Here is a 20,807-nt window from a genome sequence, read left to right as displayed (position 1 = left end):
TTAATATTCGTTTTTTTTATAATAATTTTTTTCTATTTACTAATTATTTAATTTGAATATGAAAATCAGTTCATTATCTCCAATAGGAATATTTGATTCTGGAATTGGAGGACTTATGATAGCTAAAGAAATGAAAATTCAAATGCCTAATGAAGATTTTATTTATTTTGGAGACACCAAAAATATGCCTTATGGAGAAAAATCTAAAGAATTTATTATAAAAAGTTCTATGAAAATAGCTTCTTTTCTTTATAAAAAGAAATGTAAAGCTTTAGTCATCGCATGTAATTCTATTGCATCTAATGCTTTGGATGTAATTCAAAAAAAATTTCAAAAAAAAATGTTAATATTTAATGTCATAGATCCTGTTGTAAAAAACACAATTTTTCTTTCTTATAAAAAAATAGGAATTATTGCTACACCTGCTACTATACATTCAAATTTTTACACAAAAAAAATAAAAAAATATTATCGTCATTTAGATATAATTCAAATGTCTACTCCTTTATTAGCACCTATTATAGAAAATGGTTGGAAAATAAAAAAAATAAATCCTATTATAAAAAATTATTTAAATCATCTAAAATCAATAGATGCAATATTATTAGCGTGTACACATTATTTATTTTTAAAACAAGAGATAAAAAATTTTTATCATGGAAAAGTCCATTTAATTGATATACAAAAAATAGTAGTACAAGAAATAAAAAGAAAATTAATTGAAAAAAAATTATTATGTTTTCATCCTATCTATAATAGATTTCCTATTTTTTACACATCTAGTTCTATTCCTATTCTTTTTGAAAGAAAAGTACGAATTCTTTTTGGAAAAAAAGTATTTTTAAAACACATATTTTTAATTTTATCTCATTTGTGCATCTATTACAGCTAAGGTAGATAGATTAACTATTTCTTCTATACTAGATTGTATTTGCATAATATGTGCAGGCTTTCGCATTCCTAACATAATAGGTCCAATAGTTTGAACATCTCCTAATCCTCTAATAAATTTATAAGTTAAAATTCCTGATTCTAAATTTGGAAAGATAAAAATGTTTGCTCTTTTTTTTTTAACAAGTTTAGAAAAAGGGAGTTTTTTAGATAATAAAAATTCATTTAAAGTAAAATCAGGTTGAACTTCTCCATCTACTATTAAATCTGGATATTTTTTATGTAAAAAAGTGATTGCTTGAGAAACTTTAGAAGATATTTTAGAATTGGATGAAAATTTTTGAAAAGATAACATAGCTATACGAGGTTCAATATCAAAGTCTTTAACTACATGAGATGCCATTATAGCTATTCTAGCTAATTCTTCACTTGTTGGATTAGAAATTACAGCTGTATCTGCTAAAAATAGAGGGCCACGTTTTGTTAATAAAATTGTCATTCCTGCTGTTTTATGTACAAAATTATCTTTTCCTATCACCTCTAATATAAAACGTAAACTTAATAAAAAATTTCTAGAATACCCTGTAATAACAGCATCAGCTTTTCCTTGATCTACCATCATAGCTCCAAAATGATCATTAGTACGCATGTGTTTTCTTAAAGTTAAGTTTCTTTTATTTTTTCTTTTCCAAAGAATCTTGGAAAATTCTTCTACTTTTTTTATATTTTCTTTTTTTTCTGGATCTATAATCTCTAATTCAACATCTAAATGATTTTCATGAATTAAACGTTTGATCCTATCTTCATTTCCTAAAACTATGGGAAAAGAAACTATTCTTTTTTCATGAAGAATCTGAATAGATTTTAGAATATCGTATTCTTCTCCATTACAAAAAACAATTTTTTTAGGATTTGTACGGGCTCTGTTTTGTATCATTCGAAGTATTTTACTTTCATAACCCATTCTATCAAGTAATTTTTCCTGATAATTTTTCCAATTTAAAATAGGATTTTTTGCGACTCCGGAATCCATAGCGGCTTTTGCAACAGCAGGAGCAACACGAGTTATTAAACGATTATCAAAAGGTTTTGGAATGATATATTCTTTTCCAAAAGAAATATTTTTTTTATTATAAACAATATTTACTTGTTCTGGAACAGGCTCTTTTGCTAAAGAAGCAATTGCATGTACTGCTGCTAGTTTCATTTCATTATTAATTTCATTAGCATGAACATCTAATGCCCCTCTGAATATATAAGGAAACCCTAATACGTTATTTACCTGATTGGGATAATCGCTTCTTCCTGTAGCCATAATAACATCTGGACGAACTTTAATAGCTAAATTATAATCTATCTCTGGATCAGGATTAGCCATAGCAAATACAATTGGATCTTTGGCCATATTTTTTAACATTTTAGGTGTTAATATTCCTCCTATGGATAATCCTATGAAAACATCTGTATTATAAATTGCCTGTTCTAATTTTTGAATGGGATAAGTATTTACGGAAAATTCTCTTTTTTCTTTATTTAAATCTTTTCTTGAAATATGTAATAAACCCTTACTATCAAACATCAAAATATTTTCAGATTTTACTCCAAGTTGTTTATATATTCTTGCACAAGAAATAGCTGCAGCTCCGGCTCCATTAATTACCATTTTAATTTTGTGAATTTCTTTACCTACATAATTAATCGCATTTAGTAATGCTGCACCTGAAATAATAGCCGTTCCATGTTGATCATCATGCATAACAGGAATGTTAAGTTCTTTTTTAAGTCTTCTTTCTATTTCAAAAGCTTCTGGAGCTTTGATATCTTCTAAATTAATACCTCCAAAAGTAGGAGCAATTGCTTTTACTGTTTCTATAAATTTATCTGGATCAGATTCGTCTATTTCTATATCAAAAACATCAATTCCGGAAAATATTTTGAATAAAAGAGCTTTTCCTTCCATAACTGGTTTAGAGGCTAATGCTCCAATATCACCAAGGCCTAATACAGCAGATCCATTAGTAATCACTGCTACAAGATTTCCTTTAGAGGTATATTTATAGACTTCTATAGAAGAACGAGCAATTTCTTTACAAGGTTCAGCTACTCCTGGAGAATAAGCAAGAGACAAGTCTTTTTGACTGCTATATTTTTTTGTGGGAGAAATTTGTATTTTTCCAGAGGGAAATTGGCTATGATAATTTAAAGATTCTTCACGAAGATTGTTTATATTTTTTCTCATTATGTTTTAAATATTAAAATATTGAAATAGATAAAAAATATTTATTATTTATTATGTTCATTCCAAAAAATATCTTTTTCAAAAAAGAATTTTTTATCTGTTTTCCATCTAATTATCAGTTTATAATATCCTTTTTTCAAAAAAAATTTAGGAATTAATAATATTTTTTTAGAATCTTTTAAAAAATTGAAAGATTGCGTAAAATCCAAATCTTTAGAAGAAGATCTAAATAAAGTAAAAAAACCATGAATGTTGTTATTAACAGGAGGAAATATTATTTTAATTCCAGAATATAAAATGAAAATTTTTATTTTTATAGGAAGTTTAGATGCATTTTTTTTTTCATTTATAATTTCTTGATACTTCATTTCTTCTTCATAATATTTATCTGATACAAGTTGACTTTCTATATGTGGAAAAAAGAAAGCAATGTAAATGATAAAGACTATAAAAAAAACTAAAGATAACACGATTCCGGTATCCCAATTAAATTTCATTTTCATATATTAAAACTTTTAGTTTTTTTGTCAAAAAAAAATAGATTTTACTGATGTTAAAATAAAAATTACGGATGTTAAAATAAACTCAACTTATATTTTATTCCATTCTTTTATTTTTAATCCTTGAGGATTTTTTCCTGATAAAGGTTTTTTAGATTTTTGATTAATAAAATAAACATAACTGGATATTTTTTCAATATCATTTCCTTTAATTTCTCCTAAATTTCCAAAAGCACGCATAGTTGGATTATTTTCACTTCCATTCCATATTATATAAAATATATTTTTAAATAAATCTTTTTCTTTTACATTAATCCAATAATCATCTGTTAAGTTAGGACCTATATTTCCACTTCCATCTGATTTATGACAGGTCGCACAATTTTCCTCGAAAAGAATTTTTCCACTATTGATTAAGTTTTTCTTAAAAAATGCATTTTTTATAGTTACTTGTGGAGTATTTTTTTCAAAAAGTTCAATTTCTTTTAATTGATTTTTATAAGTTATATCATATTCTTTATAAGGATTAGAAAAATCTATTAATAAATAAGAAAAGAAATAAATTGCGGAAAAGACAATTGTTAGATAAAAAAGATGTAGCCACCACATAGGTATTTTATTATCTAATTCTATAATTCCGTCAAATCCATGATCTATTTTTTTTACTCTATCATGATTTAATTTTTCAGAATTATAAAAGATAAATCTGTAAAATCTGTAAAAATAATTTCCTTCATTTTCTTCAAAAATCTTTTTTCTTTCTTCTTTTGAAATAAAATTCAATTTTCTTATAAAAATCAAATTATTAATAGATTCCAAAACATACAATAAACCCGTTATTATAATAAAAAAAAATATAGTAATAGGATGTGTGAAATAAGATATATGATTATAACTTATGAAAAATACATAAAACATGAATATTATAACAGATAAAAGAGAAGGAATCATTATAAAAGAAGGAATTTTAGATCTCATAATCTTTCCTTTTTTTTTCTTTTTTTAATTCTAGAGGAATTAAACTAATTTTATGATAATATTTTTTAGATTTTGAAAACACAAAAAATATTAAAAAAATAAATGATAATAAAAATAAAATCAACATGATAGATTGAAAAATCCCTATGTTTTTTTCACCTGTAAAATATTGTTTAAAAAAACTTATCATAATTTTTTTATTTTCGTTAGGATTTAATATCTGTACCTAAACGTTGTAAATAAGCAATAAGGGCTATAATTTCTCTTTTTTCTAATGGAATAAATTTTTCTTTTTCTATTTTTTTTTGTTGATCTATTCTTTTTCTCAAACTTTGATGTTCTTGATAAATTTCATGCACAATTTTATTTGCTTGATTATCCATATCTTGATTGATATTTTTTATGTATTTCAAGGTATATGGAACTCCTAATTTTACCATTGCTTTTATTTTTTTTTCTGTATTAGATCTATCTAATTTATTATAAATTAACCAAGGATATCTTGGCATGATAGATCCAGGAGAAGTAGATCTAGGATTATACATATGATTAAAATGCCAGGAATTAGGATTTTTTCCTCCTTCTCTAGCTAAATCAGGACCTGTTCGTTTAGATCCCCAAAGAAATGGATGGTCATATACAAATTCTCCAGCTTTAGAATATTCGCCGTAGCGAACTACTTCATCTCTAAACGGACGAACTTGTGCACTATGACATGCATTACATCCTTCTCTTACAAACAAATCTCTACCTTCTAATTCTAAAGCTTTATAAGGTTTAACATTATGAATTGTGGGAACATTCGATTTAATTACTAAAGTAGGTATAATTTCTATAAAACCTCCAATAGCAACCGCTATAAAAGAAAGAATTGTTAATTGTATTGGTTTTTTTTCTAACCACTTATGAAATGTTTCTTCTTTTTTATTTTCTTTTACAGAATTTTCATAAAAAGGATCACATTGGAATTCTTCATTGTCTAATGAAGAACCTTGTTTCATTGTTTTAAAAATATTATATATCATTAAAACAAAACCTAAAAAATAAATCATTCCACCTATAAATCTCATTTTATAAAATGGAATAATAGATAAAACAGAATCTAGAAAATTTTTATAAACTAAAGTTCCATCAGGATTAAATTTTTTCCACATGATAGATTGTAAAATAGATCCAAAATACATGGGAAAAATGTATAAGATAAGTCCAAGAACACCTAACCAAAAATGAATATTAGCTAATGAAATAGAATATAATTTCGTATTCCATATTTTTTGAGTTAACCAATACATAATTCCAAAAGCCATAAATCCGTTCCATCCTAAAGTTCCTAAGTGGACATGAGCTATGACCCAATCTGTAAAATGTCCTATAGAATTTAGGGTTTTAGTTGCTAACATTGGTCCTTCGAAAGTAGCCATTCCATAACAAGTAATTCCAACTACAAAAAATTTTAAAATAGGATTTTTATTCATTTGATCCCAAGCACCTCTTAAAGTAAGTAACCCATTTAACATTCCTCCCCAAGAAGGAGCAATCAACATAATTGAAAAAATTGTACCTAACATTTGAGCCCAATTAGGAAGAGATGTATACATCAAATGATGAGGCCCTGCCCAAATATATATAAATATTAATGACCAAAAATGTATAATAGAGAGTTTATAAGAAAAAATAGGCTGATTAGATGCTTTTGGAACAAAATAATACATTAATCCTAATATGGGTGTTGTTAAAATAAACGCGACAGCATTATGTCCATACCACCATTGCATTAAAGCATCTTGTACACCAGCATATATAGAATAACTCTTAAAAGATAAAAGAGATATAGGTAATTCGAGATTATTAAAAACATGTAACATCCCCACAGCTACCCATGTTCCTAATAAAAACCAAATGCTAACATATAAATGTTTAATTTTTCTTTTCAGAATACTCCCAATCATATTTATTCCGTAAATGATCCAAATAAAAAATATCCATATGTCTATAGGCCATTCATGCTCCGCGTATTCTTTACTTGTATTAATCCCCAATAAAAAAGTAATCCAAGTAGAAATAATAAATATTTGCCATCCCCAAAAATGAATCCAACTTAGAATATCACTGTAAATTCTTGTTTTTAATAAACGTTGTAAAGCATAATAATAACCTGTAAAAATTACATTTCCTACAAAAGCAAAAACAGTAGTACTTGTATGTAACATTCTCCATCTACCAAAACCCATGAGTCCTTGAGAATTTTTAAGTTTATTTCCAAAAATAAGTTCAGGAACTTCAGGAAAAAATAATAATAGAGCTACAAATAATCCAGCTAAAAAACCAATTGTAGCCCAAAATATCGTAGCATATAAAAAAGCTTTTACAATACTGTTATTATAATAATATGTTTTTAATTTCATTAAAAAATTTAATTTTTTTCAAAATCATCAATTAAGATTCTAATACCAGGAGATTCGTAGTCATCAAATTGTCCAGAATAAAGACTAATTAAAAAAAATATGAGAAAAAAAGCTCCTAAAGAAATACTAGATAATATCATAATAATTAATACATCCATATATATTAAACTATAATGTTAATTTTCGTGAAACGATCCAAGTCGATATAATCGAAAAAAAAATAACAGAAAAAGAACTCAAAGGCATTAAAATAGCAGCTATAAGAGGATTTAATTTCCCAGTGATTGCAAAAAAAATTCCTATGCTATTATAAAATAAACTAATTATAAAATTAATAAATACTAATTTTTTAGATGTTTTAGCCATTTTCAAGAATGAAAAAATTTGATTTATACAATTGGATTGAATAAAAGCGTCACAACTTGGAAAAAAACTTGTGGGATTTTCCGATACAGAAATTCCTACTTCACTTTGATTTAATGCTGCACAATCATTAATTCCATCTCCAAACATTATAATTTCTTCTCCTTTTTCTTGTAATTTTTTCACATAATTTAGTTTATCTTCTGGACTTTGACTAAAAAAAATATGACTTGATTTTGGTAAAATTGATTTTAAATATTTTTTCTCTAAATTATTCTGATCTCCAGAAAGAATAATAACTTTATATTCTTTTAAATTTTGAAACATTTTTTCTATTCCTTTACGATAATAATTTCTAAATAGAAAATAACCTATGAATTTATAGTTTATAGAAATAAAAACTGTTGTTTTATTAATTTCATTTTCATTAAATATTTTATTTGTAATTCCTAAATATTTATAAGACCCAATTTTAACTGGCATATTTTTTATAACTCCTTCTAATCCTTTTCCTATAATTTCTTTAAAATCTTTTACAAAATAAAAATCTTTTACAGATAATTCTGATAATATTTTTTGACTTAAAGGATGGATAGAATTTTTCAATAAAGAAGCTATAATTTTTTTTTCTTCTTCTTTCATATTTCCTATAAAATATATTTTTTCTTTATTGGGATCAGTTATAGTTCCAGTTTTATCAAAAATTAAAGTTTTAGATGAAGAAAGTCTTTCCATTGTGAAAATATCTTTTATATAAAAACCCTTTTTAGAAAAAAAACGTATCATATTTCCAAAAATTAATGGAAGAGAAAGAACTAAAGCACAAGGACAAGTAATAATCAAAACGGAAAAAACTGTATGAAAAATTTTTGAAATATCTTTACTAAAAGACCAATATACTCCAGTTATGACTGAAATTATCAAAATAATAGGAGTAAAATATTGACTAAATCTAGTAGATATTGAATTTAAATCAAATAATTTTTTATGATGAAAATGATAAGATTTATTCTTATTCCATAATAAACTTAAATAACTATGATCTATATTTTTGATTACTTTTATAATAATCGCTACTCCTTTTTGTTTAGAACCAGCATAAATTCGTTCTCCAATTTTTTTACTGATCAAATCAGATTCTCCAGTAATGAAACTATTATCTAATATAGCATTTCCTTTTATTAATATAGAATCAGCAGGAATAATTTCTTCATTTCTAATTAAAATCAAATCCCCTTTTTTTAAAGAAGAAAGAAGAATTTTTTCTTCTTTTTCATTACTATGTATTTTTGTTATTAAAGCTGGATAAAAAGATTTATAATTTTTATCGAAAGATAAAATTTTATTATGAGTATGTATTTGAAATATCTTACTTATAAGTAGAAATAATGAAAAACTAGAAAGGCTATCAAAATAACCTGAACCAAAATCAAAAAAAACTTCATAACAACTCCATAAAAAAAGGACTAATATTCCAATAGAAATTGGAACATTCATATTTAAAATATGTTTTTTTAATCCTAATACAGCATATTTAATGTAATCAGTAAAAGAAAAAAAAACAACAGGTAAAGACAAAATTACCATAAGATAGCGGAAAAAATTACGATGTTTCATAAACCACATATCTTCTTTTATAGCTCCAACATATTCTGGAATAGCTAAAAGCATAATATTTCCAAAACAAAAAAAAGAAATAGCTAGTTTTCCTATTAATTTTCTTCCCAATAATTTTTTGTTTTTTATAGATTCAAAATTAATAGAAGGTTTATATCCTATACTATAAAGTAATTGAGCGATATCACTCAATTTAAATTCAATATTATTATATGTAATCCAAATTTTTTTACTTGAAAAATCAACGGTAGAATTCAAGATATTTTGATATAATTTGGGTAAATTTTCCAGAATCAAAACACAAGATCCACAGTGAATAGAAGGAATGAAAAAATGAACGGTAGTAATATTTTTATGATTAAAATCAATAATTTTATCTGAAATTCTCTCATCATCAAGGAAATCAAAAATATTTTTTTTTTTCATATTTTATTTCCTAATTATTTGGTTGGATTCCTATATGTAATATATTTTTCGTATTCTTTAGAAGACATTAATTTATCATATTCTTTGAATTCTAAAATTTTTATTTGTAGAATCCATCCTTTATCATAAGGACTTTCATTAATAAGTTCTGGTTGGGATAATAATTTGTTATTAATTGCAAGAATATAACCCGATACAGGCATAAACAAATCTGAAACAGTTTTTACTGCTTCTATTGTTCCAAATGAATTTTCTGTTTTTATTATTTTTCCTATTATAGAATTTTCTATATCTAAATAAACAATATCTCCTAACTCATTTTGAGCAAAAAAGGTGATACCTACATAAGTTTCATTTTTTTCATTGGGGCTTCCTATCCATTCATGATTTTTACTATACTTTAAATTATTAGGATTCATATTCAATAAATTTTAATTCTCAATAAATAAAAATATGTTTTTTACATTATTCAATTTTTTTTGATTGAAGAAAAAATTTCACGAAAACACGTAATTTTTTAATAAATTTTCTAAAAAAAGAATCTTTATTTTTGTTCATTATGAAATTTAAATATTGATCAATTCTTTTTTCTACACTAGAAGAACTAGTTTGATCAAACTTCCATAAACAATATTTTTCGATTTGATCGATTAACAATTTTTCATAATTTAAAGATGTAGCATAGCCTGCCTTCTTGAGTTCAGACGCCCAACCTTGATAATTATTTTTTTCAAGAAGAAATAATTTATAATAACGTGGCTGATGTAAAAATTTGGAATGGTCATGAAAAGATTCTTTTACAGAATTATATTTTCGAAAACATTCTTTTGGAAGATCGTCATCATGGTAATAAACATCTCCTATCCAATTTTTTCCACATTTAATTCCAAAATGATTATTTGTTACCTTGGACAAGGTGCTCTTTCCACTAGAAGATTCTAAAATTCCTTGTCCTAATTTAATACTAGCTGGAATTCCAAATTTGTTCATTTCTTCAATAGCAAAAACAGCATATTTTTTGATATATTCAATTACATTTACGTTTACGTTTACGTTTACGTTTTCTATTTCTTTCTTTTTTTCTTGTGGATTTTGTGAAAAAGAAAACATTGATATTAAAAAGAATAATTTAAAATAAAAAAAATTTTTCATTTTTATTAACTTTTAAAAAATAAAATTACGTTTTTTATAGATTAATTTTTTGATCAAGTAAAAAGATTCCATAATAAACCAGTTTTAATAAAAAATTGATTTTCATTTTTATTATAAAATCCTATATTTTGAATCTTGAAATAAAATATAGTTCTATATATTTTAAAATTAAAAAAATAATCTACAAAAGGAACTCCTCCAATTTGATTAGTATTAGTAGAAATACACTCTTTTTCAAATGGAAAAAATTTAAAATCAAATGGATAAGAATTTTCTTGATACGGAAAATTACTAAAATAGTGAAAAGAAAAACCTGTTTGTATAAATAAAGCTTTATGAAAATAATGATCTTGATAAAAAATTGTATTTCTCGATAAAAAATTTGGAATAGAAAAAATTAATGAATCAGAATTATATTTTTGATATAATAAAATATTATTTAATTGAAATTTCCATATATTATGTATTGTCTTGATATTAAATCCATATAAAAAAAAATTTTCCATTTTTTTTTCTTGATTTTGAAAAAAATGATTTAATCTAGATAAATAGAAAGAAACGTAATATTTTTCTTTATCAAAATTGAAAGAAAAATTTACTGTTTTTTTTTGTTCATGATTATAGTAATTGTTATAACAATCTTCATTTTTTTTTAAAAAATAAATAGGATTATCATTTTTATCAATACTCAATTGAGTGAGAATAGAAAATTTTGGAGATAAAAATGTATTTAACGTAACATTAGTATAAAAATGAGATTTTTTAATATTATTATTTTTCAGAATCCATTTTCCGTTTGAATAAAATTCAAAAATATTATTGATAGGATAATGAACCTTGGTTTGTATGGATACTTCATTTATATCTTTATTCTTATAAGAGTTTTCATTAAATAATAGATAATGTATCCTATCAAAAATAGAACCGACTTCTATACGGATTTTTTTTTGATTGAAAATTAAGAATAATCCATTTCTCAAATAGAAATGATTTATTTTTTTTTGAATATTTTGAAAAAAATAATTTTTGAAATATTTTTCGTACTCTATATAAGTTTTAAAAAATAATAATCTATTTTTTTCTTTGAAATCGTAAATTTTTTGAATTAAACTTATATAAAATCTACTATGAATTAATTTTTTTTGAGATGGAAAAACGTTTTTATCATTTTTAATATTCCATTTTGGAATTTCTTCTTTTTCTTTTGTATCAAATTTTTGAAAAAGATAATGTCCCCATAATTTATAATTAAAATTATCATTATGATCTTGAAAATTGAAAGTAGTTAATATTAAATTTTTTTCTTTTTTTAAATCAGGTTTATTATTTAAATTTCTATATTCTATAGAATAATTAATTCTTTCATTAAAATTTTGAGAAAAAAAAATTCCTAATGTTTTTTCTTTTTTAAAAAAGTCATTTATATAAAGAATTTCCGAAATAGGAGTTTTAACATCAAAATATTTAATTTTTTCACGATAAAAAAAAGGGTCCTTAAAAAACAACATTTTTTTAGGCATATTTTCATTGAAATTTTCTAGATTTATTTTTTCATATCTATTACTAGGGATAATAAACAAATCTTTTTCATCATTATTATTAAATAACTCTATTTTATCAGATTTAAAAAAATTATGAGAATAATATTTTTTTATGGATAAAGTTTTTTCTAAAAAAGTTCTTTTCAAGTCATTTTCTTCTGTCCAAAATTTATAATCTTGATCAGTAGGATGATAAAATTCCATATTTTCTGCTTTTTTTTCATCAATATTTATATTCATTATTTTTTCTTCTGTATTACGATTAAATAAAAAAAGAAAAACAGTAAAAATGAATATTTTCATATAATTGAAATTTTAATTGAAAAATTGATAATGAAAATACAAAAAAAATAGAAAAAATTTATTTATATTTGCATGATGTAAATATCATTCTTCATAAAGAAAAGAATGGTGTATTCTTCAGTAAGATTGTTTATTATACAATATTTTATATAAAAAAAAATTATAGAATTGTCTTTATGACGATTTTTTTTTATCATATCAAAATCCCATAAACCATGTTAAAATTTAATTTTAGAACTATTCATAAAAAAATTTTAGCTGATCGTACTACACCAATAGAATTGTATTTCAAATTAAGAGATATTTTTCCTAATACATTATTATTAGAATCTTCTTCTGATTATCAATTTTCAAAAAAAAATTCTTCTATCCTTTGTATCAATCCTATTTCTGAACTCATTTTAGATCAAAATGTTTTACGAGTATCATACCCAAATTGTGTTCAAAAACACATTTTTCTAAACGAAAAGTTAGATTTACGGATTTTCATTGATGATTTTTTTCAAAAATTTGAAAATGAAAATACAACTTTTTCTTATTCTGGATTATATGGATATTTCTCTTATGATAGTATTCAATATTTTGAAAATATTAAATTTTATACTCCAATTCAAGAAATATATAATATTCCAAAAATACGACTGGGTTTTTACAAAAACTTGATAGTATTTCATCATTTTTATCATGAAATATATGTAATTGAACATCAATTTTCTGATTTCAAAAAAAAAACTTATATCAATCAATTGATAGAATTAATACAAAAGAAAAACTTTCTATCTTTTCCATTTAAATCTGTGGGAAATCGTTATTCTAATGTAACAGATGCAGAATACAAAAAAATGGTATCCTTAGGAATCAGAGGTTGTTTACGTGGAGATGTTTTTCAAATTGTATTATCTCGTCAATTTCAACAAAAATTTAAAGGAGATGAATTTAATGTATATCGCGCTTTGCGATTTATAAATCCTTCTCCGTATCTTTTTTATTTCGATTATGGAAATTACAAATTATTTGGATCTTCTCCAGAATCACAACTTATTATTAATAACCAAGTTGCCTATATAAATCCAATAGCAGGAACAATCAAAAGATCAGGAAATGAAAAAAAGGATAAAGAACTATCCGAAACTCTTGCAAAGAATCCAAAAGAAAATGCAGAACATGTCATGTTAGTAGATTTAGCAAGAAATGATTTGAGTAAAAATTCTTCTAACGTAAAAGTAGAAGAATTTAAAAAAATTCAAATTTTTTCTCATGTATTACATATGGTATCCAAAGTATCTGGAAAATTAGAAAAAAATTCATCAATTATAAAAGTATTTGGAGATACTTTTCCTGCAGGAACTCTTTCGGGAGCTCCTAAATATAAAGCGATGGAATTGATTGATAAAATTGAAAATCAACATAGAGGAGGATATGGTGGGGCTATTGGTTTTTTTGGATTAAATAATTCTTGTATTAATACAGCCATAATTATTCGTTCTTTTATAAGCAAAAATAATACTTTATTTTTTCAAGCTGGTGCAGGTGTTGTTTCTGATTCTAAAGAAGAAAAAGAGTTAGAAGAAGTAAATAATAAAATGATGGCCTTATTTAAAGCTATAGAATTAGCTAAAAATATATAATAAATATATGAAATATTATTAATGATGATGAATAAAATACTGATTCTAGATAATTATGATTCTTTTACTTATAACCTTGTACATGCTGTAAAAAAAATAACAAAAAATCCTGTACAAGTATCCAGAAATAATGAAATTAAACTTTCTGATATAGAAAAATATCATAAAATTATTCTTTCTCCAGGACCTGGGATTCCTGATGAAGCACATATTTTAAAACCTTTAATAAAAACTTTTTATTCTACTAAAAGTATTTTTGGAGTTTGTTTAGGTCAACAAGCAATAGGAGAAGTATTTGGGGGTTATCTTCTAAATACAAAAAAGGTTTATCACGGAATATCTAGTTTAATCAAAATTGTAGATCCAAAAGAAATTTTGTTTCAAGAATTACCTAAAAAAATTAAAGTAGGACGTTATCATTCTTGGATAATATCTCCATATAGCTTTCCTGAAGAGTTAAAAATTACAGCTATTGGAAATAAAGGAGAAATTATGGCTTTACGTCATAAATTTTATGATGTATGTGGAGTACAATTTCATCCAGAATCTATTTTAACTCCATATGGAGAAAAAATAATATATAATTGGTTGAATTTAAATATGTTATGAATAAAATATTAAAAAGTCTTTTTTTAGAAAAAACATTAACAAAACAAGAAGCGAAAAATCTTTTGATAAAATTATCAAAAGGAAAAATTAATAAAACACAAGCTATAGCTATAACTACCATATATAATATGAGATATCCTACTTTAGAAGAAATATTAGGGTTTAAACAAGCTATAATGGATCTGTCTATAAAAATTAATCTTACAGAATTTAATGCAATTGATATTGTAGGAACAGGTGGAGATGGAAAAAATACTTTTAATATATCTACTTTAGCATGTTTTATAGTCGCAGGAACAGGAGAAAAAGTAATTAAACATGGAAGTTTTAATTCTACTTCTATAACTGGAGCTTCAAATATATTAAAAGGATTAGGATATCATTTTACTAATAAAGAAGAAAAATTGAAAAATCAATTAGATAAAGTAGGAATTTGTTATTTACATGCTCCTATTTTTCATCCTGTACTAAACGCTATATCTGGAATAAGAAAGAAATTAGGAGTTAAAACAATTTTTAATACACTTGGTCCATTATTAAATCCAGGAAAACCAAAAAATCAATTATTAGGAGTCAATAAATTAGAATTAGCAAGAATATATTATTATATGTATCAAAATACAAGAAATAATTATGCAATTATTCATAGTTTAGATGGATACGATGAAATAACACTTACTAGTGATGTAAAATATTATTCACCAAAAGGAGAACGATTTTATTCTATAGAGGAATTGAAAATAGGAAAAAAAAAGGTTAAAGTTAACCCATATGAACTAAAAGGAGGAAAAAATATAAAAGAAAATATTCGCATATTTACTCGCGTTTTATCTGGAGAAGGAACATTATCGCAAAATGAAGTTGTATTAACAAATGCTACGTTTGCATTAAGTTTATTAAATCAAGATAGTCTTGAAAATAATTATGATAAAGCAAAACATTCATTAAATAGTGGAAAAGCAAAGAATATTCTAAAAAAATTATTAAGTTTATGAATTTCCTTGAAAAAATTATATCTGTAAAACAAAAAGAGGTTTCCAGTAAAAAAATTTTTTCTCCTATAAAAAAATTAGAAAAGAGTTTTCTTTTTGAAAGAAAAACTATTTCTCTTGTAAAAAAAATAAAGAATAGTCATACGGGAATTATTGCAGAATTCAAATGCAAATCTCCATCTAAAGGAATTATTAATAATACGGCATTAGTAGAAAAAGTAGTTAAAGATTATGAATCTGCAGGAGTAAGTGGAATATCTATTCTTACAGATCAACATTTTTTTTATGGTAAAGATGAAGATCTAAAAAAATCACGTTCTATAATTTCCATTCCTATCTTAAGAAAAGATTTTATTATTGATGAATATCAAATAATAGAATCTAAATCGATAGGAGCTGATGTTATTTTATTAATTGCCGGAATTCTTTCTAAAGATCAAATATTCAATTTATCTAAATTATCAAAAAGCATTGATCTAGAGGTTATCGTTGAAGTACATAATGAGTTTGAAATAGATAAATTAAAAGAAGGTTTAGAAATTGATATTGTAGGAATTAACAATAGAAATTTACAAACTTTTATTGTGGATTATAATAGATGTTTAAGTTTATTTTCAAAAATTTCTGATCGTTATATAAAAATTGCAGAAAGTGGAATTAATGATATTAGTAATATTTTAAAACTAAAAAAACAAGGATTTAAAGGTTTTTTAATTGGAGAATATTTTATGAAAAATAAAAATCCTGGAAAAATTTGTAAATGTTTTATGAAATCTTTATTGAAAAGATTAAAATAATTATCAAATCTTTGATATGAAACATAAATTAAAAATAAAAATATGTGGAATGAAATTTGATATACAAAAAATTTCTGATTTATTACCTGATTTTATAGGTTTTATATTTTATCCTAATTCTCCTAGATTTGTAGGGTTTGATTTTGTTATTCCAAAACTTAAAAATAAAATATTAAAAACAGGTGTTTTCGTAAACGAATCAGAAGAAAATATATTGAAAATGAAAAAAAAAAATAAACTAGACTTTATTCAATTGCATGGAATGGAAAGTCCTTTTTATTGTGAAAGATTATTTCAAAAAGGATTGAATTTAATTAAAGTTTTCAGAATAAATGATTTTTTTGATTTTAAAAAAATTATAGATTATGTACCTTTTTGTACTTATTTCTTATTTGATAGTGATACAATTTATTATGGAGGAAGTGGTCAGAAATTTTGCTGGAAAAAACTTCATGAATATACTTTTCAAGTTCCGTTTTTTTTAAGTGGAGGAATTGGAATACAAGATTTTGATAAAATCCAAAATTTTTATCACTCAGAAATATTTGGAATCGATATTAATAGCAAATTTGAATTCTTTCCAGGAAAAAAAGATGACATCAAGTTAAAAACCTTTATAAAAAAAATAAAAAAATTATGAAATTATCTGTTGATAAAAATGGATTCTATGGAGAATTTGGAGGTGCTTTTATTCCTGAAATGTTACATGATAATATAACAGAATTACAGTGTAAATATAAAAGTATTATTACAAGTTATGAATATCAAAAATTATATAAAAAATTATTAAAAAATTATGTCGGAAGACCTACTCCCTTATTTTTTTGCGAAAAGTATTCCAATCAATATAATGCTAAAATTTATCTTAAACGAGAAGATCTCAATCATACAGGATCACATAAAATAAATAATGCAATTGGTCAAGTTTTACTGGCAAAAAAGTTAGGAAAAAGAAAAATTATTGCAGAAACAGGTGCAGGACAACATGGGGTGGCAACAGCTACGATTTGTGCATTGATGCATTTAGAATGTATTATTTTTATGGGAGAAATAGATATGCAACGTCAGTATAGTAATGTTATTCGAATGAAAATTCTTGGAGCTGAAGTAATTCCAGTTATAAGTGGAAATAAAACACTAAAAGACGCTGTTAATGAATCCATTCGTTATTGGATTAATCATCCTGATAGTTATTATTTAATTGGTTCTACGGTAGGACCTCATCCTTATCCTCAAATGGTAGCCGATATTCAATCCATTATCAGCGAAGAAATTAAAATGCAATTAGAAAAAATAGAAGGATCTTCTTCTCCTAATTATGTAATAGCTTGTATAGGAGGTGGAAGTAATGCTGCTGGATCCTTTTATCATTTTTTAGATGATGATTCAGTAAAGCTTCTAGCTGTAGAAGCTTCAGGTTTAGGTATTAAAACCAAAAATACAGCAGCTTCTATTCACTGTGGATCAAAAGGTATACTACATGGAAGTATGACTTTTATTCTACAAAATAAAGAAGGCCAAATTCTTCCTGCTTATTCTATATCTCCCGGATTAGATTATCCAGGAGTTGGTCCCATGTTTTCTCATCTCTATATAAAAAAACGTGTACGTTTTTTACATTCTACAGACGAAGAAGCTTTACAAGCGGGATATGAATTAACTCGATCAGAGGGAATTATACCTGCTTTAGAAAGTGCTCATGCATTAGCTGCATTAAAAAAAATAAAGTTTTGTGAAAAGGATATAGTAGTTATAACTCTATCTGGAAGGGGAGATAAGGATATTAATATTTACGATAAATTCTTTATTAAATTTTCAAATTATGAATCAAATACATAATTTATTTAAAAAAAAAAATAAAAACATATTATGCATTTATTTTACAGCAGGATTTCCTTATATAAATAGTACGGAAAAAATAATAAAAATTTTGCAAAACCTTCCTGTAGATTTAATTGAAATAGGAATACCTTATTCTGATCCTTTAGCAGATGGAATGGTTATACAAGAAAGCAACCGAATTTCATTGAAAAATGGAATGAATATCCATTTATTATTTAATCAAATCGAAAAAATTAAGGAAAAAATAATAACTCCTATTATTCTTATGGGATATTACAATCAATTTTATCAGTTCGGAGAAACTAATTTTTTAAAAAAATGTAAAGAAATAGGTATTTCTGGATTAATTTTACCGGATCTTCCGGTTCATATCTTTTCACATAAATATAAAAATATATTTGAAAAACATTCGTTATCTATGATCTTTTTAATTACTCCAAAAACTAATTCGAAAAGAATAATCATGTTAAGTAAGATGAGTAATGGATTTTTATATATTGCTTCTTCTAATTCTACTACAGGTAATACTACTATAGAAAATGAAAATTTTTTTGGAGATAAACAAATATCGTTTTTTGAACGTATTAAAAAATTAAATATCAATATTCCAAAATTAATTGGAATTGGTATAAAAGATAAAAATACTTTTGATTTATCATGTCAATATGCTAATGGAGGAATTATTGGGAGTTCTTTTATACAATCATTAAATAAAAATAAATTGAAAGAGAGTATTGAAAAATATATAAAATCTATTAGATAGTTTTTTTTCGATTTCCAAAAATTAAAGTACCTAATCGAATAATTGTACTTCCATATTTTATAGCTATATTATAATCTCTGCTCATTCCCATGGAAAGAATGTTATGTCCATACTTACTTTGATATTTATTATATATTTTACGTAAATATGAGAATTCATTATGTACTTTTTCTAATTCTTGAAAAGAAGACATACCCATTATTCCTATTATTTTTACGTTTTTCATTTTTTTAAAATCTTCATCTTCCAATATTTTAGAAGCTTCTTGAAAAGTGATTCCTGATTTATTTTTTTCATCACAAATTTTTATTTGTAAAAGACAATTGATTACTTTTTTATATTTGAAGGCAATTTTATTTATTATATTGATTTGTTTTATATTTTGTATGCTATGAATTAAATGAATAAAAGAGATTATATATTTTAATTTATTACTTTGGATTCTTCCAATCATATGCCATCGAATATCTTTTGGTAATTTTTTATATTTTTTTACCATTTCTTGAATATAATTCTCTCCAAAATCTCTATGTCCTATTTTATACAATTTTTCTACAGAAGAAATTTTTTGATTTTTAGAAACTGCTAAAATTTGAACATCTTTTGGAATCAATTTTTTTATGCCAAAATATTTGTTTTCTATTATATTTTTATGATTCATTATGAAAATTTTCTTTCAAATTCTTTCATGATTTCAATAAGAAATTGAACACTTTTCAATGGAAGTGCATTATATATACTTGCACGATACCCCCCTAGATATCTATGTCCTTCTAATCCTATAATATTTTCTTTTTTCCACATTTTATTAAATTCTTTTTCTAAATTTTTTTCTTTTAAAAAAAAAGAAACATTCATATTAGAACGATTATTTTTATGTATTTTATTTTCAAATAAATTATTTTGATCTATTTCATCATATAATAATTTAGCTTTTTTTTGATTTTTTTTTTCTATAAGAGAAAGACCACCTTGATTTTTGATCCATTTCAAAGTCAACATAGAAGTATAAATAGAAAAAACATTTGGCGTATTTAAAATACTATTATTTTGTATATGAGTTTTATAATTCATATAAGAAGGAATATTTTTTCTAAATTTTCCTAAAATATTCTTTTTCATAATTACAATAGTCATTCCTGCAGAACTTATATTTTTTTGTGCAGAGGCATAGATTAAACTAAACTGACAAAAATCTAATGTTCTGCTAAAAATATCAGAAGACATATCACAAATTATTGGAATAGATGTTTTAGGAAATATTTTCATTTGTGTTCCAACTATTGTATTATTAGATGTACAATGGAAATAATCCATATTACATGGAATATGATAATTTGTTGATATATATGTATAATTTTTTTCTTTACCGGAAAATAAAACCTTCACTTTTCCAAATTTTTTAGCTTCTTTAATAGCGTTATAAGCCCAAAATCCTGTATCTAAATATCCCGCTATTTGATTCATTAAATTATATGGAATCATTGAAAATTGTAATGTAGCGCCTCCTTGAAGAAATAAAATAGTATAATCATCATCTAAATTCATAATACGTTTTATTAAAAAAGTAGTTTTTTCTATGATATCTAAAAAATCTATACTTCTATGAGAAATTTCAAGTATTGACAATCCAGAATTATTAAAATTAATTACAGATTGAGCTGCTTTTTTTACAACTTCTTTCGGTAGTATAGAAGGACCTGCATTGAAATTATGTACTTTCATAAATAAAACAACTAATTCTTTTCAAAATTAAAAAAA

At 24.0% G+C, this 20,807-nt stretch carries 19 protein-coding genes; 8 read left to right on the top strand and 11 right to left on the bottom strand.

Annotation, left to right across the window (positions count from 1 at the left end; translation table 11 throughout):
• The first annotated feature begins 58 nt into the window (after positions 1-58).
• Positions 59-892, top strand: a complete 834-nt coding sequence (gene murI / locus STAT_RS01170) for a glutamate racemase (protein ID WP_119305449.1) — start codon at positions 59-61, stop codon at positions 890-892.
• Here murI and STAT_RS01165 read toward each other — a convergent pair.
• From STAT_RS01165 to STAT_RS01120, 9 genes are all read right to left on the bottom strand, one after another.
• Positions 863-3,130, bottom strand: coding sequence for an NADP-dependent malic enzyme (locus tag STAT_RS01165; RefSeq protein WP_119305448.1), 2,268 nt, complete (start codon positions 3,128-3,130; stop codon positions 863-865). The genes murI and STAT_RS01165 overlap by 30 nt on opposite strands.
• A 44-nt stretch (positions 3,131-3,174) precedes the next feature.
• Entirely contained in the window at positions 3,175-3,633 is a 459-nt protein-coding gene (locus tag STAT_RS01160; RefSeq protein ID WP_119305447.1) for a FixH family protein, read from the bottom strand.
• A gap of 87 nt (positions 3,634-3,720) precedes the next feature.
• Complete coding sequence (locus tag STAT_RS01155) at positions 3,721-4,608, bottom strand: cbb3-type cytochrome c oxidase N-terminal domain-containing protein (RefSeq protein WP_119305446.1); 888 nt, start codon at positions 4,606-4,608, stop codon at positions 3,721-3,723.
• Positions 4,609-4,814: 206 nt separating this feature from the next.
• On the bottom strand, positions 4,815-7,013 hold the full coding sequence (gene ccoN / locus STAT_RS01145; protein WP_119305444.1) for a cytochrome-c oxidase, cbb3-type subunit I: 2,199 nt from the start codon (positions 7,011-7,013) through the stop codon (positions 4,815-4,817).
• 8 nt (positions 7,014-7,021) lie between these two features.
• Positions 7,022-7,171 (bottom strand): cbb3-type cytochrome oxidase assembly protein CcoS, encoded by a 150-nt coding sequence (gene ccoS / locus STAT_RS01140; protein ID WP_119305443.1) that lies wholly within the window; start codon positions 7,169-7,171, stop codon positions 7,022-7,024.
• 10 nt (positions 7,172-7,181) lie between these two features.
• Entirely contained in the window at positions 7,182-9,419 is a 2,238-nt protein-coding gene (locus tag STAT_RS01135) for a heavy metal translocating P-type ATPase (RefSeq protein ID WP_119305442.1), read from the bottom strand.
• A 14-nt stretch (positions 9,420-9,433) separates the two neighbouring features.
• Entirely contained in the window at positions 9,434-9,838 is a 405-nt protein-coding gene (gene gcvH / locus STAT_RS01130; RefSeq protein WP_119305441.1) for a glycine cleavage system protein GcvH, read from the bottom strand.
• A gap of 46 nt (positions 9,839-9,884) precedes the next feature.
• Positions 9,885-10,529 carry a glycoside hydrolase family 73 protein gene (locus tag STAT_RS01125; protein ID WP_244273571.1) on the bottom strand — a complete coding sequence of 215 codons (645 nt, stop codon included), beginning with the start codon at positions 10,527-10,529 and terminating at the stop codon, positions 9,885-9,887.
• 95 nt (positions 10,530-10,624) lie between these two features.
• The gene (locus STAT_RS01120; RefSeq protein ID WP_244273570.1) at positions 10,625-12,352 is read right to left on the bottom strand and encodes a putative porin; all 1,728 of its coding nucleotides are present in this window, start codon (positions 12,350-12,352) and stop codon (positions 10,625-10,627) included.
• A 278-nt stretch (positions 12,353-12,630) separates the two neighbouring features.
• Here STAT_RS01120 and STAT_RS01115 point away from each other — a divergent pair, with 278 nt between their 5' ends.
• From STAT_RS01115 to trpA, 7 genes are read left to right on the top strand one after another with little or no spacing between them, the layout of a single operon-like run.
• Positions 12,631-14,043: an anthranilate synthase component I family protein gene (locus tag STAT_RS01115; RefSeq protein ID WP_119305438.1), complete on the top strand. Its 1,413-nt coding sequence runs from the start codon at positions 12,631-12,633 to the stop codon at positions 14,041-14,043.
• Positions 14,044-14,067: 24 nt separating this feature from the next.
• A complete protein-coding gene (locus STAT_RS01110) occupies positions 14,068-14,652 on the top strand; it encodes an anthranilate synthase component II (protein WP_119305827.1) in 585 nt (194 codons plus the stop codon).
• The gene (gene trpD / locus STAT_RS01105; RefSeq protein ID WP_119305826.1) at positions 14,649-15,647 is read left to right on the top strand and encodes an anthranilate phosphoribosyltransferase; all 999 of its coding nucleotides are present in this window, start codon (positions 14,649-14,651) and stop codon (positions 15,645-15,647) included. Before STAT_RS01110 ends, trpD begins: the two co-directional genes overlap by 4 nt.
• Positions 15,644-16,441 carry an indole-3-glycerol phosphate synthase TrpC gene (trpC, locus tag STAT_RS01100; RefSeq protein WP_119305437.1) on the top strand — a complete coding sequence of 266 codons (798 nt, stop codon included), beginning with the start codon at positions 15,644-15,646 and terminating at the stop codon, positions 16,439-16,441. The genes trpD and trpC overlap by 4 nt, the downstream gene beginning before the upstream one ends.
• Before the next feature lie 16 nt (positions 16,442-16,457).
• Positions 16,458-17,081: a phosphoribosylanthranilate isomerase gene (gene trpF, locus STAT_RS01095; RefSeq protein ID WP_119305436.1), complete on the top strand. Its 624-nt coding sequence runs from the start codon at positions 16,458-16,460 to the stop codon at positions 17,079-17,081.
• Positions 17,078-18,280 (top strand): tryptophan synthase subunit beta, encoded by a 1,203-nt coding sequence (trpB, locus tag STAT_RS01090; protein WP_119305435.1) that lies wholly within the window; start codon positions 17,078-17,080, stop codon positions 18,278-18,280. Before trpF ends, trpB begins: the two co-directional genes overlap by 4 nt.
• Positions 18,264-19,046, top strand: coding sequence for a tryptophan synthase subunit alpha (gene trpA, locus STAT_RS01085; RefSeq protein WP_119305434.1), 783 nt, complete (start codon positions 18,264-18,266; stop codon positions 19,044-19,046). The genes trpB and trpA overlap by 17 nt, the downstream gene beginning before the upstream one ends.
• Here trpA and STAT_RS01080 read toward each other — a convergent pair.
• Both STAT_RS01080 and serC read right to left on the bottom strand, forming a co-directional pair.
• Entirely contained in the window at positions 19,039-19,707 is a 669-nt protein-coding gene (locus STAT_RS01080) for a YggS family pyridoxal phosphate-dependent enzyme (RefSeq protein WP_119305433.1), read from the bottom strand. The two genes, trpA and STAT_RS01080, sit on opposite strands and share 8 nt — an antisense overlap.
• Positions 19,707-20,771, bottom strand: a complete 1,065-nt coding sequence (gene serC, locus STAT_RS01075) for a 3-phosphoserine/phosphohydroxythreonine transaminase (RefSeq protein WP_119305432.1) — start codon at positions 20,769-20,771, stop codon at positions 19,707-19,709. Before serC ends, STAT_RS01080 begins: the two co-directional genes overlap by 1 nt.
• Positions 20,772-20,807 lie beyond the last annotated feature (36 nt).

The organism is Blattabacterium cuenoti STAT, assembly GCF_003573915.1.
GTDB classification, from domain to species: domain Bacteria; phylum Bacteroidota; class Bacteroidia; order Flavobacteriales; family Blattabacteriaceae; genus Blattabacterium; species Blattabacterium cuenoti_A.
Note: the sequence above shows the minus strand (reverse complement) of the source record. Positions and strands in the feature narration are given on the sequence as shown.

What these genes read in the sequence shown, in the direction of transcription:
- murI (WP_119305449.1), top strand. Translation starts at nt 59, where the DNA reads ATGAAAATCAGTTCATTATCTCCAATAGGAATATTTGATTCTGGAATT.
- STAT_RS01165 (WP_119305448.1), bottom strand. Translation starts at nt 3,130, where the DNA reads ATGAGAAAAAATATAAACAATCTTCGTGAAGAATCTTTAAATTATCAT.
- STAT_RS01160 (WP_119305447.1), bottom strand. Translation starts at nt 3,633, where the DNA reads ATGAAAATGAAATTTAATTGGGATACCGGAATCGTGTTATCTTTAGTT.
- STAT_RS01155 (WP_119305446.1), bottom strand. Translation starts at nt 4,608, where the DNA reads ATGAGATCTAAAATTCCTTCTTTTATAATGATTCCTTCTCTTTTATCT.
- ccoN (WP_119305444.1), bottom strand. Translation starts at nt 7,013, where the DNA reads ATGAAATTAAAAACATATTATTATAATAACAGTATTGTAAAAGCTTTT.
- ccoS (WP_119305443.1), bottom strand. Translation starts at nt 7,171, where the DNA reads ATGGATGTATTAATTATTATGATATTATCTAGTATTTCTTTAGGAGCT.
- STAT_RS01135 (WP_119305442.1), bottom strand. Translation starts at nt 9,419, where the DNA reads ATGAAAAAAAAAAATATTTTTGATTTCCTTGATGATGAGAGAATTTCA.
- gcvH (WP_119305441.1), bottom strand. Translation starts at nt 9,838, where the DNA reads ATGAATCCTAATAATTTAAAGTATAGTAAAAATCATGAATGGATAGGA.
- STAT_RS01125 (WP_244273571.1), bottom strand. Translation starts at nt 10,529, where the DNA reads ATGTTTTCTTTTTCACAAAATCCACAAGAAAAAAAGAAAGAAATAGAA.
- STAT_RS01120 (WP_244273570.1), bottom strand. Translation starts at nt 12,352, where the DNA reads ATGAATATAAATATTGATGAAAAAAAAGCAGAAAATATGGAATTTTAT.
- STAT_RS01115 (WP_119305438.1), top strand. Translation starts at nt 12,631, where the DNA reads ATGTTAAAATTTAATTTTAGAACTATTCATAAAAAAATTTTAGCTGAT.
- STAT_RS01110 (WP_119305827.1), top strand. Translation starts at nt 14,068, where the DNA reads ATGATGAATAAAATACTGATTCTAGATAATTATGATTCTTTTACTTAT.
- trpD (WP_119305826.1), top strand. Translation starts at nt 14,649, where the DNA reads ATGAATAAAATATTAAAAAGTCTTTTTTTAGAAAAAACATTAACAAAA.
- trpC (WP_119305437.1), top strand. Translation starts at nt 15,644, where the DNA reads ATGAATTTCCTTGAAAAAATTATATCTGTAAAACAAAAAGAGGTTTCC.
- trpF (WP_119305436.1), top strand. Translation starts at nt 16,458, where the DNA reads ATGAAACATAAATTAAAAATAAAAATATGTGGAATGAAATTTGATATA.
- trpB (WP_119305435.1), top strand. Translation starts at nt 17,078, where the DNA reads ATGAAATTATCTGTTGATAAAAATGGATTCTATGGAGAATTTGGAGGT.
- trpA (WP_119305434.1), top strand. Translation starts at nt 18,264, where the DNA reads ATGAATCAAATACATAATTTATTTAAAAAAAAAAATAAAAACATATTA.
- STAT_RS01080 (WP_119305433.1), bottom strand. Translation starts at nt 19,707, where the DNA reads ATGAATCATAAAAATATAATAGAAAACAAATATTTTGGCATAAAAAAA.
- serC (WP_119305432.1), bottom strand. Translation starts at nt 20,771, where the DNA reads ATGAAAGTACATAATTTCAATGCAGGTCCTTCTATACTACCGAAAGAA.